The sequence below is a fragment of the Roseomonas genomospecies 6 genome (assembly GCF_008365375.1).
Classification (GTDB): Bacteria; Pseudomonadota; Alphaproteobacteria; order Azospirillales; family Azospirillaceae; genus Azospirillum.
The window spans coordinates 24,514-42,407 of sequence record NZ_QOKW01000013.1 but is presented as its reverse complement, the minus strand read 5'-3'; the positions used below and the strand labels follow the sequence as shown (position 1 = coordinate 42,407).

Annotated in this window: 17 protein-coding genes; 8 read left to right on the top strand and 9 right to left on the bottom strand. The window is 70.9% G+C overall.

All coding sequences use genetic code 11. The features are described 5' to 3' along the window. Positions 1 to 147 precede the first annotated feature (147 nt). The gene (gene hpnH, locus DS843_RS17030; protein ID WP_149470059.1) at positions 148 to 1,305 is read left to right on the top strand and encodes an adenosyl-hopene transferase HpnH; all 1,158 of its coding nucleotides are present in this window, start codon (positions 148 to 150) and stop codon (positions 1,303 to 1,305) included. Here the strand turns inward: hpnH and DS843_RS17025 are convergent. Genes DS843_RS17025 through shc form a run of 3 tightly spaced genes read right to left on the bottom strand, consistent with a single transcriptional unit; the run spans position 1,216 to position 4,283 of the window. Beyond that, entirely contained in the window at positions 1,216 to 1,950 is a 735-nt protein-coding gene (locus DS843_RS17025; RefSeq protein ID WP_149470058.1) for a phosphorylase family protein, read from the bottom strand. The genes hpnH and DS843_RS17025 overlap by 90 nt on opposite strands. Positions 1,951 to 1,959: 9 nt before the next feature. Next, positions 1,960 to 2,343, bottom strand: a complete 384-nt coding sequence (locus DS843_RS17020) for a DUF2141 domain-containing protein (RefSeq protein ID WP_286192146.1) — start codon at positions 2,341 to 2,343, stop codon at positions 1,960 to 1,962. An 8-nt stretch (positions 2,344 to 2,351) separates the two neighbouring features. Then, positions 2,352 to 4,283 (bottom strand): squalene--hopene cyclase, encoded by a 1,932-nt coding sequence (gene shc, locus DS843_RS17015; RefSeq protein WP_208852263.1) that lies wholly within the window; start codon positions 4,281 to 4,283, stop codon positions 2,352 to 2,354. Positions 4,284 to 4,469: 186 nt separating this feature from the next. On the opposite strand from shc, the gene DS843_RS17010 reads away from it, so the two are divergent. Beyond that, on the top strand, positions 4,470 to 7,157 hold the full coding sequence (locus DS843_RS17010) for an MMPL family transporter (protein WP_149470056.1): 2,688 nt from the start codon (positions 4,470 to 4,472) through the stop codon (positions 7,155 to 7,157). Here the strand turns inward: DS843_RS17010 and DS843_RS17005 are convergent. Beyond that, positions 7,069 to 7,995, bottom strand: coding sequence for an SMP-30/gluconolactonase/LRE family protein (locus DS843_RS17005; protein WP_149470055.1), 927 nt, complete (start codon positions 7,993 to 7,995; stop codon positions 7,069 to 7,071). The genes DS843_RS17010 and DS843_RS17005 overlap by 89 nt on opposite strands. Positions 7,996 to 8,210: 215 nt before the next feature. Continuing rightward, a complete protein-coding gene (locus tag DS843_RS17000) occupies positions 8,211 to 9,338 on the bottom strand; it encodes a sulfotransferase family protein (RefSeq protein WP_149470054.1) in 1,128 nt (375 codons plus the stop codon). Between the two features lie 156 nt (positions 9,339 to 9,494). On the opposite strand from DS843_RS17000, the gene DS843_RS16995 reads away from it, so the two are divergent. Together DS843_RS16995 and DS843_RS16990 are read left to right on the top strand one after the other, a co-directional pair. Continuing rightward, positions 9,495 to 10,145: an ABC transporter substrate-binding protein gene (locus DS843_RS16995; protein ID WP_286192145.1), complete on the top strand. Its 651-nt coding sequence runs from the start codon at positions 9,495 to 9,497 to the stop codon at positions 10,143 to 10,145. A gap of 5 nt (positions 10,146 to 10,150) precedes the next feature. Further along, the gene (locus DS843_RS16990; protein ID WP_149470053.1) at positions 10,151 to 11,116 is read left to right on the top strand and encodes an NAD-dependent epimerase/dehydratase family protein; all 966 of its coding nucleotides are present in this window, start codon (positions 10,151 to 10,153) and stop codon (positions 11,114 to 11,116) included. Positions 11,117 to 11,191: 75 nt separating this feature from the next. Here DS843_RS16990 and cueR read toward each other — a convergent pair whose 3' ends face one another. The 3 genes from cueR to DS843_RS16975 all read right to left on the bottom strand — a co-directional run bounded on the left by cueR (position 11,192) and on the right by DS843_RS16975 (position 14,299). Beyond that, entirely contained in the window at positions 11,192 to 11,620 is a 429-nt protein-coding gene (cueR, locus tag DS843_RS16985) for a Cu(I)-responsive transcriptional regulator (RefSeq protein ID WP_475849217.1), read from the bottom strand. Further along, entirely contained in the window at positions 11,617 to 14,013 is a 2,397-nt protein-coding gene (locus DS843_RS16980; RefSeq protein ID WP_149470052.1) for a heavy metal translocating P-type ATPase, read from the bottom strand. The genes cueR and DS843_RS16980 overlap by 4 nt, the downstream gene beginning before the upstream one ends. A gap of 79 nt (positions 14,014 to 14,092) precedes the next feature. After that, entirely contained in the window at positions 14,093 to 14,299 is a 207-nt protein-coding gene (locus DS843_RS16975; RefSeq protein ID WP_149470051.1) for a heavy-metal-associated domain-containing protein, read from the bottom strand. 138 nt (positions 14,300 to 14,437) lie between these two features. On the opposite strand from DS843_RS16975, the gene DS843_RS16970 reads away from it, so the two are divergent. From DS843_RS16970 to DS843_RS16960, 3 genes are read left to right on the top strand one after another with little or no spacing between them, the layout of a single operon-like run. Continuing rightward, the gene (locus DS843_RS16970) at positions 14,438 to 15,277 is read left to right on the top strand and encodes a TIGR02587 family membrane protein (RefSeq protein WP_149470050.1); all 840 of its coding nucleotides are present in this window, start codon (positions 14,438 to 14,440) and stop codon (positions 15,275 to 15,277) included. Positions 15,278 to 15,289: 12 nt separating this feature from the next. Beyond that, on the top strand, positions 15,290 to 15,715 hold the full coding sequence (locus DS843_RS16965) for a hypothetical protein (protein ID WP_149470049.1): 426 nt from the start codon (positions 15,290 to 15,292) through the stop codon (positions 15,713 to 15,715). Positions 15,716 to 15,773: 58 nt separating this feature from the next. Beyond that, a complete protein-coding gene (locus tag DS843_RS16960) occupies positions 15,774 to 16,334 on the top strand; it encodes a hypothetical protein (RefSeq protein ID WP_149470048.1) in 561 nt (186 codons plus the stop codon). A gap of 39 nt (positions 16,335 to 16,373) precedes the next feature. Here the strand turns inward: DS843_RS16960 and DS843_RS16955 are convergent, their stop codons facing one another. Further along, entirely contained in the window at positions 16,374 to 17,072 is a 699-nt protein-coding gene (locus DS843_RS16955; protein WP_149470047.1) for a pirin family protein, read from the bottom strand. Between the two features lie 169 nt (positions 17,073 to 17,241). Here DS843_RS16955 and DS843_RS16950 point away from each other — a divergent pair, with 169 nt between their 5' ends. Next, positions 17,242 to 17,874: a trimeric intracellular cation channel family protein gene (locus DS843_RS16950; protein WP_286192144.1), complete on the top strand. Its 633-nt coding sequence runs from the start codon at positions 17,242 to 17,244 to the stop codon at positions 17,872 to 17,874. Positions 17,875 to 17,894: the final 20 nt, after the last annotated feature.

The window sequence follows — 17,894 nt, the reverse complement described above, 5'->3', positions numbered from 1 at the left end:
GGCGGAGCCGGTCCATACCAGAGTCGGGCAAGTATCATACGGTAACCTACCTGCCAAACATCTCCCGACGCTCCAAACTGGGGCGTGACGCAATTTCAGGGATAAGCGCATGGCGGCGATCCACTATGGGGAGGTAAAGGCGTAACCATGGCCGTTCCTCCGATCCAGGCGGCGCTGGTCGGCGCCTACGTGCTGCGCCAGCGCCTCGGCGGCAACCGGCGCTTCCCGCTGGTGCTGATGCTGGAGCCGTTGTTCCGCTGCAACCTCGCCTGCGCGGGCTGCGGCAAGATCGACTATCCCGACCCCATCCTGCGCCGCCGCCTGTCGGTCGAGGAGTCCTTGGGTGCTGTGGACGAATGCGGCGCCCCGGTGGTTTCCATCGCCGGGGGTGAGCCGCTGCTGCACCCGGAGATTCACACGATCGCCGCCGGGATCGTGGCGCGGCGCAAGTTCGTCTACCTCTGCACCAACGCCCTGCTGATGGAGAAGCGGCTGGACCGCTTCACCCCCAGCCCCTTCTTCACATGGTCGGTCCATCTGGACGGCGGGCGGGAGGAGCATGACAGGGCGGTCTGCCAGCCGGGCGTCTACGACCGTGCCGTCGCCGCGATCCGGGCGGCCAAGGCGCGCGGATTCCGAGTCAACATCAATTGCACCCTGTTCGACGGCGCGGAGCCGGAGACGGTCGCCGCCTTCTTCGACGAGGCCATGGCCGCCGGGATCGACGCCATCACCGTATCCCCCGGCTACGCCTACGAGCGCGCGCCGGACCAGGAGCATTTCCTGAACCGCCGCAAGACGAAGGATCTGTTCCGCGACGTCTTCCGGCGGGGCCGCGGCCGGAAATGGCGCTTCTCGCAGTCGTCCCTGTTCCTGGATTTCCTGGCCGGCAACCGGACCTACCGCTGCGCGCCCTGGGGCAACCCGACGCGCAACGTCTTCGGCTGGCAGCGCCCCTGCTACCTGCTGGGGGAGGGCTACGCCCCGACCTTCAAGGCGCTGATGGAGGAGACGGACTGGGACGCCTACGGAACCGGCAACTACGAGAAATGCGCCGACTGCATGGTCCACAGCGGTTATGAGCCGACCGCGGTGGAGGACACGCTGCGCAACCCGCTGTCCGCCCTGGCGGTCAGCCTGCGCGGGCCACGCACGGAGGGGCCGATGGCGCCGGAGATCCCGCTGGACCGCCAGCGCCCGGCGGAGGAGGTCTTCTCACGCCACGTCGCGGACACGCTGCGCCGGATCGAGGCCGAGCGGACCACCGCCAATCGGACCGCCGCCAATCGGACCGCCGCCGAGTAGCTCCCCCGGAAAGGCATCGGCGGCCTTGCGGAGCGCGGCCAGCGCGCAGCCGAGGTCCCAGGCCAGCCGGCCCAGCGCCACGACTTGGCGGGGGTCGGCGGCAAGCCGTGCCAGCACCGCGCCGGGGGACATGCGCCCGTCCCCGTCCAGCCCGGCCAGCGCCGCCGCCGGCAGCGCCCGCCATTCCGGATCGGCGACGGCGCGCAGCACGGCGAAGGGCCGCCCCCAGGCGCGGCAGACCCGCGCCACCGCGAGACTCTCCAGATCGACCGCCACGGCACCCGTGCATGCGCGCAGACGCGCCTTGTCGTCCCGGCTTGCCGCGGGCACGAGCGCGCCGGCCACCACGGCGGGGCGGGCCTGCGGAAGGGCGTGGCGCAGGTGGCGGTGCCAGCGGCGGCATGCCCCGTAGACGGTTCCCTCTTCGTCGATGACGGCGGTCGCCACGATCAGCGATCCAGGCTTCAGATCGGGCGCGAGACCGCCCGCGACCCCGAAGCTGACGATCCCGCCGGCCCCGCCCTCCAGAAGGCGCCGCGCCGCCTCCGCGGCGGCGGCGTGCCCCGTGGCGCAGGCGACGGGCCGTCCGGTGCGGCGGGCCAGACGCGCTTCCAGCGCCATGCCGGTGAGGATCGCCGCGGCCATCGCGTCTCCCTACCGTGATATCCAGTAACGCAGCGTCAACACGGTCTCCAAACCGGTCCTCCCCACCGTCACGGCGGCGTCGCGGAATCCGGGCGGCCCCATGAGCACCGGGGCGTCGTTGCCGAAGCCGAACCCCTCCTCCGGGATGCCCAGCGCGTTGCGGTCCAACTGGCCGTTGCCGTTCTCGTCATGGTAGGCGCGCAGCGCGTAGGTGCCCGGCGGCACGTCCGGGACGGCGATGCGCACCGCCCCTTGCGCCGCCGGGACCGTGACACGAAACGCGCATTGCCCCGCCGGGTAGGCGGACTCCTCGCAGACGGCGAGGGCGACCCGGCCCTCGCCGTTGCGAACCCCCTGGACGGTCACGACCAGCGCCGCGGCGAGAACCGCCACGCCGGCCCTCATGCCCGCAGCGCCCGGTAGCGGGCCAGCGCCCACAGCGGAAAGCTCGCCGCGTAGCCATGGTACTTGAGGTAGAAGACGCGCGGGAAGCCCACAGCGGTGAAGGGCTCCTCGGTCCACAGCCCCTCGGCATCGCGGGCGGCCAGCAGATACTCGACGCCGCGGGCGACCGCCGGGTGGTTGCCCTTGCCCGCCGCCATCAGCCCGAGCAGCGCCCAGGCGGTCTGCGAGGGGGTGGAGACCGGCCCCTCCCCCCGCGGATTTTCCGCCCAATAGGTGGCGCCGTCCTCGCCCCAACCGCCGTCCGGACGCTGGTGCGCCAGAAGCCATTGCGCGGCGCGCTGGACGCTCGACGCGGCGTGCGGCACCCCGGCGGCGTTCAGCGCCTCCAGCGCCGACCAGGTGCCGTAGACGTAGTTGGTGCCCCAGCGCCCGAACCAGGAGCCGTCGCTCTCCTGCTCCCGCTCCAGGAAGGTCAGGCCGCGGCGGGTCGGCACGGTGTCGCGCCCCTCTCCCAGCCGGGCCAGCATCATGACGCAGCGCGCCGTCACGTCGGACGTCGGCGGGTCGAGCAGGGCGCCATGGTCGGCGAAGGGAATGTGGTTCAGGAAGTCGTGCTGATTCTCCGCGTCGAAGGCGCCCCAGCCGCCGTTGCGGCTCTGCATGCCGACGATCCAGTCCCGCGCGCGGCGGATCGGCTCGCCGTAGCGGTCGGTGTCCAGCCTTTGCAGGGCCATCACCACCATGGCGGTGTCGTCGGTGTCCGGATAATGGGCGTTGTTGTACTGGAAGGCCCAGCCGCCCGGCGCCAGACCGGGACGCTGCCACGCCCAGTCGCCGTCCACATCGAGAATCTGGCGCGCGACCAGCCAGTCCGCGCCCCGCCGCGCCGCCGCGCGGGCCAGCGGGCTGCCGGTTTCCAGCAACGCGTTGCAGATGATCGCCGTGTCCCAGACCGGCGACAGGCAGGGCTGGCAATAGACCCGCCCCGGCTGCCGCACCATCAGCCCGCGCAACGCGCGGCGCGCGGTGGCCGCGTCGGGATGGTCCGGCGGGTGGCCCAGACAGTGGAACATCAGGACCGCGTTGACCATCGCCGGGAAGATGGCGCCCAGACCGTCCTCCCCGTTCAGCCGCTCGGTCACGAAGCGCACGGCGCGGTCGATGGCCGATTGCCGCCCGTTGGCGGGCAGGCGCGGCTCCACCGCGTGCAGGGCGGCGTCCAGCGCCCGGAACAGTGTGGCCCAGCCGCCGCGGCTGTTGTTGCTGTGCCAGTTGCGCACCCGCTCCGGCGGCTCGGTGAACAGCTCGGCGATGCCGATGCCGCGCGGGTTGCGGGCCTGGAGCCGGTGCGCCATGACGACCAGAAGCGGCACCACCACCGTCCGCGACCAGTAGGAGATGCGGGAGATGTGGAAGGGCGACCAGGGCGGAAGATTCATGATCTCCACCGGCATGGCCGGCACCGCCCGCCAGGGGATCTGGCCGAACTGCGCCAGCAGGATGCGGGTGAAGACGTTGCAGCGGGCCGCCCCGCCGCGCGCCAGGATCGCCTCGCGGGCGCGGCGCATGTGCGGCGCGTCCGGACTGTCGCCCGCCGCCTTGAGCGCGAAGTAGGCCTTCACGCTGCAACTGATGTCCATGGCGCCGCCGAAGAACAGCGGCCATCCACCGTCCCTGCCCTGCCGCCCGCGGATGAAGGCCGCCAGCCCGGCTTCAAGTTCCGGGTCGATCTCGTCCAGGATGTGGTGCAGCAGCAGATATTCGGACGGGATGGTGGCGTCGGCCTCCAGTTCGAAAACCCAGTGGCCGTCGGCCTGCTGGCGGCGGATCAGGGCGTCCGTGGCATCGGTCACGGCGTCGTCCACCGTCCTTGCCGAAGGCCCCGTCTTCCGGACCCGCAAGGTCGTGCTTGCGTTGTGGTCGTGCATCGGCGCTCCCGCTTTGCCCTTCCTCCTCCGGGACGGAGGTATCGGGGTCCATCCTCCGGAACGGAGGTATCAGGGTATCGTGGTGCCGTGCTTCGCCCACTGGTTGGAAGTAACATACAGTAGAGTACGTTGGGTGCCACAGGTTGTCCTGGCAGACTGCGCCTGCTGAAAAGGGAGACGTACGGCGTGAAGCATGGGGAAGGCGTCCTGGACCGGATGGCGGACGTCGGTCGCGCCATGATCGGGGGCCTGGGCGCCCTGTCCTGCCGTTGGCCGGGGATGACGCTCGCCATCGGCGTTCTGCTGTCCGTGCTGGCCGGCTGGTATTCCGCCGAGAATCTGACGATGAGCACCAGCACGGCGGACATGATTTCGCCGCAGACCGCCTTCCGCCAGCACACGGAGGAGTACCGGCAGGCTTTTCCTTTCGCCGACGACCAGATCGTCGTGGTGGTCGACAGCCCCTCCCCCGACCAGTCGGACGCCGCCGCCGTACGTCTGGCGGAGCGTATGTCCGCCCGTACCGACGTGCTGACGTCGGTGGAGGTGCCGTCCGCCGACCCGTACTTTCACCGGTACGGCCTGCTGTTTCTCGACACGGAAAAATTGCAGGACCTCGCCACCCGGCTGGCCGGGGCGCAGGCGGCGCTTGGCGCGCTGAACGCCGCGCCGAACCTTCAGGGATTGGCCGATCTGCTGGATCTGATTCTGACCCACGCGGACGAGGGGGCGCCGGCCTCTCCCGTCGAGCTGTTCGACCGGCTGGCGGTCAGCACCGCGACGGTTGCCGATGGCCGTCCGGTGCCGCTGTCCTGGACCGGCATGGTCCAGACCACGGAGGAGGAGGACCGGGCGGCGAATCGCCGCTTCGTGCTCGCCCGGCCCGTGCTGGACAACACGTCCTTCGGGCGGGGACGGCCCGCCGTGACCGCCGTGCGGGAGGCCATCGCCGCCGTCCAGGCGGAGCCGGTAGGGCGGGGGGTGGAGATGCGCGTTACCGGCGCCGTGCCGCTGCGCCAGACGGAGCTGGACACGGTCGCCAACAGCGCCGGCCTCGCCACCATCCTGTCCTTCGTGCTGGTGTCGGCGGTGCTGATCGCCGGGATGCGGTCGGGGCGGCTGATCGCCTGCATCATGCTGGTCCTGCTGCTCGGCCTGACGCTGAGCGCCGGAGCGGCGGCGCTGACGGTGGGGCGGCTGAACCTGATCTCCGTCACCTGCGCGGTGATGTTCTTCGGGTTGGGCGACGATTACGGCGGGCATCTCGGTCTGCGCTATCAAGAGGAGCTGCGCCGCGGCCTGCCGCCGCTGGCCGCCGCCATCGAAGCGGTGAAGGCGGTGGGGCCGGCTCTGGTGCTCAGCACCCTGTGCGCCATCATCGGCTTCCTGTCCTTCGTGCCGACCGCCTATCTGGGGCTGGCCGAGTTCGGCATCATCTCCGCCGTCGGCATGGTGGTGGCCCTGCTCATCAGCCTGACGCTCCTCCCCGCCCTGATCGTCCTGCTGCGCCCCGGTCCCGGCGTCGCCCCGCCGGAGCGGGAGGACCGCGGTTTCGCCGGCTGGGTCACCCGCCGACACCGCTCCATCCTGGCCCTGGCCGGGGCCAGCGCCATCCTGTCCGTGGCGGCGCTGCCCCTGGTGCGGTTGGACGTCAACCCGCTGAACCTCCAGGACGAGCGGACGGAGGCCGTCGCCACCTACCGCGATCTGGCCGCCACCCCGCGCACCTCCCCCTATTCCGTCAACATCCTGACGCCCGGTCTGGAGGAGGCGCAGGCTTTGGCCGATCGGCTGCGCCCCCTTCCCGAGTCGGGCGGCGTGCGCACCTTCGCCAGCTTCATCCCGAAGGACCAGGAGGCCAAGCTTCCGATCCTGGCGGACATGGAGCTGTTGCTCGGCCCCAGCCTGACCGCGCCCGCGACACCGGCGGCGCTGGACCGGGATGGGCGGGAGCGGGCCTTCGCCATGCTGAAGACGGTGCTGGGAGGCTATCTCTCGGAGAAGGGAGACGGCCCGCCCGACCTCCGCGCCGCGGTGGAGCGCTTCGCCGGGGCGCTGGCCCGCATCCAGCCGGCGCAGCTCGCCACGCTCGACGGGGCGCTGACCGGGGGTGTCCCGCCGCTGCTCGACCGGCTGCGGGAGGGCATGGCGGTGGAGCAGCCGGTGACCGCCGCCGACGTGCCGGACGGCCTGAAGGCCCGCTGGATCGCCGCGGACGGGCGCGCCCGCGTCGAGGTCCTGCCGACGCACGACATTTCCGACAGCCGCGCGATGGCCGATTTCGCCGACGCCGTGCTGGCCGTGGCCCTCAACGCCACCGGCGCGCCGGTGACCGTGACGGAGGCCGCGCGCGTCGTCGGCTCCTCCTTCCTGGAAGCGACGGCGCTGACGCTCGTGCTGATGGTGCTGTTGCTGGTCGCCGTGCAGCGGTCGGTGACTGGGATGGTGCTGATCCTGGCGCCGCTGATCCTGGCCGCCCTGTGGACCATGGCGACCGCCGGGCTTCTGAACATCCCCTTCAACTTCGCCAACGTGATCGTCATTCCGCTGCTGTTCGCGCTTGGCGTGTCGAGCAGCATCCACATGGTCGCGCGCGGGCAGGATCTGGTGCGGCAGGGGGCGTCGGACAGCGCCTTCGGCATCGAGCTTCTGGTGACCAGCACGCCGCGCGCCGTCCTGGTCAGCACGCTGACCACCAGCACCGCCTTCGCCACGCTGGCGCTTTCCAGCCATCGCGGCCTGTCCAGCATGGGGGTGCTGCTGGCCGTCTCCATCACCTACACGGTCATCTCGTCGCTGGTGGTTCTGCCCGCACTGATGATCCTGTGGCACCGGCTGAGGCTTCGCCGCAGACCAGCAGTCCCGGCGCGGTGACCGATCCGGCGACCAGCCGCCCGTCCCAGGACAGGGCGACCGTCGCGGCGGGAAAGCGCCGTCCGTCCTCGTCCACCAGGATCTCGATGCCGCCGGGGCCGAGCGCCGCGACGCGGCTGGGTGCCACCGCCCCGCCGGGCCAGCCGTAACGGTGCAGCGCCAGCCGGAAGGGCGCGGGATGCAGCGCCATCAGCAGGCGCCCGTCCGGCGCCATCGTCAGGTTGTCCGGTCCGCCGGGTACGGGGATTCGCCGCGGCGGCGCCTGCGGGTCGGACAGGCGGTGGACGAGCAGCGCCTCCTCCCGCGTGGCGGCAACGGTCAGCCGGTCCTGCGCCGGGTCGGGCAGCAGGCCGTTGGCGAAGCCGATCCCGCCGATCAGCACGCGCGCGCCGTTCTCCTCCACCAGCCCGACGAAGCCGTTCCGCCCGCCGAAGACGTTGTCACCGATCACGGCACCCCAGCCGCAACCGCCGTGGCTGCTGGTGAAGAGGAAACGGTTTCCGTCCAGGAACGCCACATCATTGGCCCGGCAGAGCAAGGGGCTGGCGGTGGTGCCTTGGTGCGTCAGGGCGGTGCCATCCAGGCGGTAGCGCTCCACGGTGGCCGACCCGTCCTCATGGCGGCTGATGGCGAGCAGGGACCGCGACCCGTCCGGCTCCACCCGCAGGTCGATGCCCGCCGGGCGCAGGCCGGTGACGAGCGGGATGGCCGCGACCGTCGGGGCGTCGAGGGAGTCCACGAGGGAGTCCAGGTCCAGCAGATACAGCCCGCCCGTGGTTCCGGCCCGGCGGTCGTAGGCGGACAGCACCGCCCGGCCGCGTTCGGCGTCCAGCGCCATGTCTTCGATGCCGGTGACGGGGGCGCCGGCGGCGGTGACGGAGACGGTGCGGCAGGTGGATTGGGCGGGGTGGGTGAGGAGGGTGAGGAGGAGAAAGGCGGTTGCCCCCTCCCTAACCCTCCCCCGCTTTCGCGGGAGAGGGGACTGCCGCCGCTCCGCGAAAAATCCCCTCCCTCGCCGCAGGCGGGGGAGGGTTAGGGAGGGGGCAAAGGCCCTCACGCCACACCGGCCCCCCAGCGCGCGACGAAGGGCGCCCATTCGCGGTCCACCCGCTCCCGCCCCTCCTCCGACAAACGATGGCGGTTCTTCGCGTAATCGCTCACCGCCCCCAGATACGCCTCGAACTTCGGGCGCGCGGCCTCGTACCCCGGCAGGCCCAGCGTATGGTAGAGCCGCTCCACCTCCTCCAGAGGCGCCTGCTCGAACCGTTCGAAGGGCACTTCGGCGAAGCGGTGCGGCGGCAGGTCCGCCGTGTCGTCGATCAGCGCCTGCATGATGCGCGGGTAATGGTCCAGCACCACCCGCTCCACGTCGATGTGCTCGTGGGGCTGGAGCGCCAGACGGGCCAGCAGCGTCCGGTAGAACCCCACCGTGGACACGAACACCGCCCGCGGGTCGCGGTGGATGTGGATGAAGCGCGCGTCGGGCCAGATCTCCCGCATCATGGCGACCCGCGCGCTGTAGACCGGATTCTTCAGAAGGATGCAGCGTCCGCCCTGGGCGATGGACACCTTTTCCAGAAAATAGAGGAACCGCCGCTTCCAGCCCTCCCGCTCGGCCTCCGTGCAGCCGTCGAAGTAGAGGCCGCGCCGCAGGTTCTCGTCGAACCGCTCCGGGAAATAGAGCCCATGATAGAAGGAGATCGGCGACATGTTCGCCAGCGCGATCTCGTCCTCCTGCGGGCTGTCGGCCTTCACCGGCACATTGTCGATGTAGCGCCGCTCCGGCAGGGCGCGGGCCAGCAGGGGCCGCAGGACGGAGCCCAGCCCCAGCATGTCCCAGGGAAGCCCGACCGCGAAGGGGTCGATGATGCCGAATTGCGGGTCGCGGCTCAGCACGTTGTAGAGATGGGTGGTGCCGCTGCGCCAATGGCCCAGGATGAAGAGCGGCGGCGGCAGGCCGGCGCGCTTGCGTCGCCGCGCCGCAACCCACCCGGCCTCCGCCAGCGAGAAGGGCGCCCGCCCGATGGCCGAGGCCAGCGCCACCAGCGCCGTGGGCCAGCCGCGCCCCCGCGGCCCGCCGTTGCGCGCCAGAACGGTCAGCAGGGTCACGGCGTCGCAGCCGTAGAGCGGATGGTCCGGAACCGGCGCCCATCCGCGTTGCCCCTTCGCCTGTCCACCCATCCGGACACCTCCCTTCGACGCCGCCGCGCAGGAGGATAGACCGGGCCGGGCGCTGTTACATCCCACACGGACGGTTGAATCCGCTTGCCCCGAACGGGCAGATTTTACAGGCAGATTTTCTAAGCCGCTTGCCGGAACAGGACAGGACGCACCGCGATGACTGGTTCCTCCTCTCGCCGAAGCTGGATGCGCGCCGCGCTCGCGCTGGCCGTGCTCATGGCGGGCCTGCTGCCGGTCCCCGCCGTGGCGCAGGAAGCCGGCAACACGCCGGGCGCGCGCGCCACGGTGGCCCGGCTGAACGACGCGATCCTGTCCCTGATGCGGAGTGCGGCGGGGCACGAACCGGCCCAGGCGCGGCTGCAACGCTTCCTGCCGGTGATGCTGGACACCTTCGATCTGGAAGCGGCGCTCCGCGTCGCCGCGGCCCCCCATTTCGACCGGGCGTCGGAACCGGAGAAGCGGCAAGCGCTGGACGCCTTCGCCCGGCGCAGCGCCGCGCAGTATGTGGACCGCTTCGACAGCTACAACGGCCAGCGGATCGAGATCGTCGGCGAACGGCCCGCCCCGCGCGGGATGCTGCTGGTCGACACCGACCTGCAACGCGCCGGCAAGGCCCCGGTGCGGCTCAGCTACCTGCTGCGTCAGGAGGGGGACCGCTGGCGCATTCTGGACGTGCTGGCGAAGGGCACGGTCAGCCAGCTCGCCACCCAGCGGTCGGAGTTCCAGAACACGCTGCGCGGCGGCGGGCTGACCGCCCTGACGCGCGACCTGAACAGCAACGCCGACCGCATCCTGGGCGGGGCGTGAAAGGCATGGGGATCGCCCTCGTCACCGGGGGCAGCGGCTTCATCGGCGGGCATCTGGTGGCGGCGCTGGCGGCGCGGGGCGAGCGGGTGCGCATCTTCGACCGGCAGGACCCGCCCGGCACGCTTCCGCCGGGCGTGGAGTTCCGGCGCGGGTCGATCCTCGACGAAGCGGCGGTGGCCGGGGCGCTGGAGGGGGTGGAACGGGTCTATCACCTCGCCGCCGTGGCCACCCTGTGGGACCGCGACCCGACCGTCTTCGACCGGGTGAACCGGCAGGGCACGCGGGTGCTGCTGGACGCGGCGGCGCGGGCGCCGGGGTTGCGGCGCGTCGTCCATTGCTCGACGGAAGCCGTGATGATCGGCCACCCGCCGCCCCGACGGCTCGACGAGCGCGCCGATCCAGGGCTGGAGGAGTTGGCCGGCCCCTATTGCCGGTCCAAGTATCTGGCGGAGAAGGACGCGCTGGCCGCCGCCGCGCAGGGCTTGCCGGTGGTGGTGGTGAACCCCACCGCTCCCATCGGCCCCGGCGACCGGCTGCCCACACCGCCGAACGCCATGCTCCGCCTGTTCCAGCGCGGCGGACCGCGGCTGATCCTCGATTGCGTGCTGAACCTCGTGGATGTGCGCGACGTGGCCCAGGGGATGATCCTGGCCGCCGAGCGGGGGCGGATCGGGGAGCGCTACATCCTGGGGGGCACGGACATCGGGCTGGGCGATCTGACGCAGCGGATCGACCGGCTGTGCGGACGCCCGCCGATCCGCCGCCATCCCGTGCCACCCGCCCTGGCGTTGGCTGCGGCGCGGGTGGAGGAATGGCTGTCCGACCATGTGACCCGCCGCCCGCCCACCGCGTCGGTCACCGGCGTCCGGCTGGCGTTGGGGGGTGGCGGCTTCGACAGCGGCAAGGCGATGCGGGAGCTGGGCTACACGGTCAGGCCGCTGGAGGCGAGTTTGCGGGCAGCGTTGGGGTAGGTGTCGGTTGCGGTTGTCCCCACCCTTCCCATGCTTCGCATGGGCCCCTTCCCTCCCCTGCGAAGCGGGGGAGGGTTAGGGAGGGGGCTCGTGGCAGCACCCACCCTCCTCCAAATCCCGCAGGATCGGGCAGTCCGGCCGCTCGTCGCCGTGGCAGGCGTGCGCCAGATGCTTCAGCGTGTCGCTCATGGCGCGCAGTTCGGCGATCTTGGCCTCCAGTTCCGCCACATGGTCGAGCGCCACGCGCTTCACCTCGGCGCTGGAGCGGCTGCGGTCCTGCCAAAGACCGACCAGGATCTGGATGCGCTCGATGCTGAAGCCCAGCGTCCGCGCCCGCTTGACGAAGCGCAGGACGTTCACGTCGCTGGACGAATAGACGCGGTAGCCCGAAGCCGTCCGCCCGGCCTCCGGGATCAGGCCGATGGACTCGTAATAGCGGATCAGCTTGGCGTTGACGCCGGACGCCTTCGCCGCATCCCCGATGGTCATGCCGCCCGCGCTCATGGCTTCCACCCCCGCAGCGACAGGGCGTTCAGGACGACGCTGACCGAACTCAGCGCCATCGCCGCCCCTGCCAGCACCGGGCTGAGCAGGCCCGACGCCGCCAGCGGGATGCCCACCAGATTGTAGATGAAGGCCCAGAACAGCCCCTGCCGGATCTTGGAGTAGGTGCGCCGCGACACGTCGATGGAGCCGGCGACCAGGGCCGGATCGCCGCGCATCAGCGTGACCCCCGCGGTGTGCATCGCCACGTCGGTCCCGGTCGCCATGGCGATTCCGACGTCGGCGGCGGCCAGGGCGGGCGCGTCGTTGATGCCGTCGCCGACCATGCCGACCACCTTGCCCTCCGCCTTCAGGGTCGCCACCACGCCGGCCTTGCCGTCCGGCAGCACCTCCGCGAACACGCGGTCGATGCCCAGCTCGGCGGCGACCGCGCGGGCGGCCCCGGCACCGTCGCCGGTGACCATCACCGTCTCCACCCCCTGCGCCTTCAGGGAGCGGACGGCGGCGCGGGCGGTTTCCTTCACGGTGTCGCCGAAGGCGACGAGGCCCAGCACACGCCGCACCGGCGCCGTTTCTGCCAGCCAGGACACGGTCCGCCCAGTGGATTCCAGCGCCGCCGCCCGCGCCTCCAGCGCCGCGTCGGTCAGGCCGCTCTCCGCCATCAGCCGTCTGCTGCCCAGCAGCAGGGCGCGGCCCTCCACACTCGCCGCCACGCCGCGCCCGGCCAGCGCCTTGAAGCCCTCCGGCGCGGTGGTCGGAACCCCGCGTTCCGCCGCGCGGTCGCGGACGGCACGGGCCAGCGGGTGTTCGCTGCCGCTCTGGAGCGCCGCGGCCAGCCGCAGCAATTCCGCTTCATCGAAGCCATCCATTGGCACCAGATCGGTGACGCGGGGCTTGCCCTCGGTCAGCGTGCCGGTCTTGTCGAAGGCGACGGCGGTGATGGCGTGGGCGCGCTCCAGCGCCTCCGCGTCCTTGATGAGGATGCCGTGGCGCGCCGCCGCCCCGGTGCCGACCATGATCGCGGTCGGCGTGGCGAGGCCCAGCGCGCAGGGGCAGGCGATGACCAGGACCGACACCGCCGTGATGATCGCCGTCTCCACGTTCCCCGTCCCGATCCACCAGCCGGCCAGAGTCACCGCGGCGATGACCAGCACCACCGGCACGAAGACCGCGGCCACCTTGTCCACCAGCCGCTGGATCGGCGCCTTGGACGCCTGGGCGCCCTCCACCATGCGGACGATCTTGGCGAGCATCGTTTCCGCGCCCACCGCCGTCGTCTCGACCAGCAGAAGCCCGTCCAGGTTGATGGAGCCGCCGGTGACGCGGGCGCCCGACGCCTTCTCCACCGGCAGGCTCTCGCCGGTCAGCATGGATTCATCCACGCCGCCCGTCCCCTCCGCCACGCGCCCGTCCACCGGAACGCGCTCGCCGGGGCGGACCGCCACGAGGTCGCCGACGCGCACCTGGGCGATGGGAAGTTCCACCTCCACGCCGTCGCGGCGGACGCGGGCGGTGTCGGGACGCAGAGTCATCAGCGCGCGGATCGCCGCCGCCGTCCGGCCCTTGGCGCGGGCCTCCAGCCACTTGCCCAGCAACACGAAGGTGATGAGCACCGCCGACGCCTCGAAATAGAGGTGCGGCGTATGGCCGGGATGCGCCGTCAGCATCATGTAGACGCTGAGACCCCAGGCCGCCGAGGTGCCGAGCGCCACCAGCAGGTCCATGTTCCCGGACCCGGCCCGCGCCGCCATCCAGCCGGCCCGGTAGAAACGCCAGCCCAGCCAGAACTGCACCGGCGTCGCCAGAAGGAACTGCGCCCAGGCCGGCAGCATCAGGTTCAGCCCCAGCAGATCCCCCGCCATGCCGGCGACCAGCGGCGCCGACAGCGCGGCCCCGATCAGAACATGGTGAAGGTCCCGCCGGTCGCGGCCCTGCGCCGGCTCCTCGTCCGAAGGGGTGGCCGCATCCGTCACGGGAGCGGCGGTGAAGCCGGTCATCTCCACGGCCTCGGCCAGCCGGGCGGCGTCCACCGTCCCGGCATAGGCGGTGACGTGCGCCCGCTCCGTCGCGAGGTTCACGGCGGCGGACTCCACCCCCGGAACGCGCAGCAGCGCCTTTTCGACGCGCGCGACGCAGGAGGCGCAGGTCATCCCGCCGACCGTCAGGTCGAACTCCTGCTTCTGCGGTTCGAAGCCGGCGTTCTCGATGGCCTCCGCCACGGCCCGCGGATCGGGATCGCCCGCGAAGGCGACCCGCGCCCGTTCGGTGGCGAGGTTGACCGAAACGCCGGTGACGCCCGGCAGGCGGGACAGAGCCTTCTCCACGCGCCCCACGCAGGACGCGCAGGTCATGCCGGAAATGCCGATGTCGAGATCGGTGGTGGTGGCGGACATGATCGTCCTTTCTTCGTCTTCAAACGGCACCCTCAGATAGGGCTTCCAATGATTGGAAGGTCAAGGGCGCCGATTCCAGTTACGCGACCGGAAGCCCTTCGGCCTCGAAGCCGGCCTTTTCCAAAGCCGCCCGCAAGGCGTCGGCCCCGGCGGCACCGCCGACGCGGACGTCCTTCGACGCCAGATCGATCTGCACATCCTCGACCCCGGCGACGGCACCGAGCGCGCGGCGGACCGACGCGGCGCAGCCGCCGCAGGTCATGCCGGGAACCTTGAACGCAACCATGACGAACTCCTGTCCAAAGGGGTGGTCTCGCATCAGCCTCCGCCTTCCAACGATTGGAAGGTCAAGCGGAAAATCGTCCTTTGGATGACTGCCGTGGTACCGCCGGAACCAACCGCTCCGCTCGCGCATTCATGCGCCATGGACATCACCCGCCAACGCACCCTTCTGCACGACGAGACGCATTTCGCCCGCGCGCTGGCCCGCGCGGCGGCGGGGGCGGTCATCTTCGCCCTGCCCCTGCTGATGACCATGGAGATGTGGGAACTCGGCTTCTACATGGACCGGTTCCGGCTGGCCCTGTTCATGCTGGTGACCCTGCCGGTCCTGTTCGGCCTGTCCTATTTCGCGGGATTCGAGGAGACCTTCTGCTGGCAGGACGACCTGATCGACGCGCTGTCGGCCTTCGCCGTCGGCTTCCTGATGTCGGCGGCGCTGCTGACCGTCTTCGCCATCGTGCGTCTGGACCAGCCGCTGCCGGAGATCGTCGGCAAGATCGCGCTCCAGTCCGTGCCGGCCAGCATCGGCGCCATGCTGGCGCGCAAGCAGCTCGGCCAGCAGGACGACGCCGACAAGGAACGGCGCATCCGCACCAGCTACCCCGGGGAGCTGTTCCTGATGGGGGTGGGGGCGCTGTTCGTCGGCTTCAACGTCGCCCCGACGGAGGAGATGATCCTGATCTCCTACAAGATGTCGCCCTGGCACGCGGTGGCGCTGGCGGTGCTGTCGCTGGGGTTGCTGCACGTCTTCGTCTACACGGTCGGGTTCGCCGGGCAGGAGAGCGCCGGGGACGACGGGTTCCTGGCCGTCTTTCTGCGTTTTTCCGTGGCCGGCTACGGCATCGCCCTGCTGATCAGCCTTTATCTTCTGTGGACCTTCGAGCGGACCGCCGGCCTGTCGATGATGGAGTTGGTGACCGCCACGGTGGTGCTGGGCTTCCCCAGCGCGCTGGGCGCCGCCACCGCCCGACTGATCGTGTGACGGGAGAGTCCGATGGCCGAGACCCAGGAGAATTACACCGCATCCAGGGACGAGGACGGCAGCGCGTCGGTGTCGCGGCTGGCCTGGATCTCGTCGGGATTGGGGCTGCTGCTGTTCCTGGGGTCGGTGGGTGTGCTGGGTTATGAAGGGATCACCCGCGGCGACGGCGCCCCGGCGATCACCGCTGTGGTGGAGGAGGTGATTCCCGCCGGCCCGCGCTGGCTCGCCCACATCCGCGTCGGCAACGACGGCGGGACGACCGGAGCGAAGGTGCAGGTGGAGGGGGCGCTGATGGCCGGGGCGGAGACGCTGGAAACCTCGGTGGCGGAGTTCGACTATGTGCCCGCCGGTTCGCACCAGAAGGGCGGCCTGTTCTTCGACCGCGATCCGCGGGCGCATGAACTGCGCCTGCGCGTGCTCGGCTACATCGAGCCCTGAACAAAGCGGTTCCCGGGCTGTTGTCCTGACATCGGGAACAGAGGACACCGACCACGCGATGACCCGCCTGACCATCGACGAGGCGCAGCAGCGCATCCGCCTTTTCCTGACCGGCGACATGGTGGAGGCCCTGCGCGCCGTGGATTACGAATCCCCGCCGCTCGCCGACGGCCCGTCCGGCCTGACGCTGGAGGCCGCAAGGCGGGCCGCGGTGCGCTTCAGCCATGTGGAGGGGGCGTCCGACTGCCTCTACCGCGTGGACGCCTTCGACGAATCGCTGGTGATGCGGCTGCAACTGAACGTCCGCCGCTTCGTGGCGATCTATCAGGTGCCGGTGGCCGATCCGGTCGCCAGTTCCACCATTTCCCCCCATTTCGAACGCTGGGCCATCGGCGCCGGCCACGCCGGATGGACCATCGGCTGGCGCGACGGCGCCGACCCCTGGCAGCCCGACCGGCGCACGGTGGAGACCTATTGCTACGCCATGCTGCCGGAGGACTTCCTGGACAACCCGCTGGAGCAGCTCTACTGGCGCACGGACCTCGTGCAGATGACCCGCGCCTTCATGCTGGAAGCCCGCCGCATGGGCATCCGTCTCGCGGCACCGCAGGGGATGTAAGGCCCCCGCCCCGCGACGGGGCAAGGGCCTTCCGCAACGTCAGGCCAGATCGAACAGCAGCACCTCGGCGCCGACCACGCCATCGAGCGTCAGCGCGTCCACGCCGCTGACCGCGGCGCCGTCGCCTTCCTTCAGGACCGTGCCGTTCAGCCGGACCTGACCACGGGCGACCTGCACCCAGGCGTGGCGCCCCGGACGCAGCCTGTGGGTCACGCTGTCGCCCTCGTCCAGGAGCGTGGCGTAGAGGTCCACGTCCTGGTGGATGGTCACGCTGCCGTCGCGCCCGTCCCGGGAACCGACGAGACGCAGGCGCCCCTGCTTCTCCTCCCGGTCGAAGGCCTTCTGCTCATAGCCGGGGACCATCCCCTCCTCGTTCGGGAGAATCCAGATCTGGAGGAAGTGCACCGGGTCCGCCTTGGAGGCGTTGTACTCGCTGTGCCGGATGCCCGACCCGGCGCTCATCCGCTGCACGTCGCCGGGGCGGATGACGGAGCTGGTGCCCAGCGTGTCCTTGTGCTCCAGCGCGCCGTCCAGCACATAGGACACGATTTCCATGTCGGCGTGCCCGTGGGTGGGGAAGCCGGCGCCGGGGATCACGCGGTCGTCGTTGATGACGCGCAGCGCACGGAAGCCCATGTGGGCCGGGTCGTGGTAATGCCCGAACGAGAAGCTGTGCCTGCTGTTCAGCCAGCCCATGTTGACGGCGCCCCGTTCGTCGCGGTGACGGATCGTGATCATCGCTCTTCCTCCTGTTCCGGTGCGGGACCGTCCGGCCCCTCGTCTGGTGAGGAATGTGACCCCGATTTGCGCAAACAACAATTGCTGGCGTTGCGGCTTATCTGTTCCCTGACGCGCAACAAACGGCTATGATGACGGTTTCCGTCAACCAGCTTCGCCGACCGCCATCATGACCGCCATTACGACCGACGTATCGCCCCTCCTGCTCGCCATGGACCTGACCGGGATCTTCATCTTCGGGCTGACGGGAGGGACGCTGGCCGTGCGGCACCGTCTGGACATCTTCGGCGTGCTGGTGCTGGCGCTGGTCACGGCGCTGGCGGGCGGCGTGCTGCGCGACCTGCTGATCGGAGCGATCCCACCGGCCACCATGCAGGACGAGCGCTATCTGATCGCGGCGCTGGCCTCGGGCCTGTTCGCCTTCTTCTTCCACCCCTTCATCAACCGGCTGGTCAAGCCGGTGATGGTTCTGGACGCGGCGGGGCTGGGCATCTTCGCGGTGGCCGGCTGCGGCAAGGCGCTGGCCTACGGGCTGGGTCCGGTGCCCGCCGTGCTTCTGGGCGTGCTGACCGCCTGCGGCGGTGGAGTGATCCGCGACGTGCTGGTGGCCGAGGTGCCGCGCGTGCTGCGCGAGGAGATCTACGCGGTGGCCGCCCTGCTGGGCGCGTTGGTCGTCATCGCCGGGGCCATGCTGGACCTGCCGAAGGCGCCCATCGCCATCGCCGGGGCGGCGGCGGCCTTTCTGCTGCGGGTGATCAGCGTGCTGCGCGGCTGGAGCGCGCCGCGCGCGCCGGGATCATGACCGTGCGCCGTGAACAACCG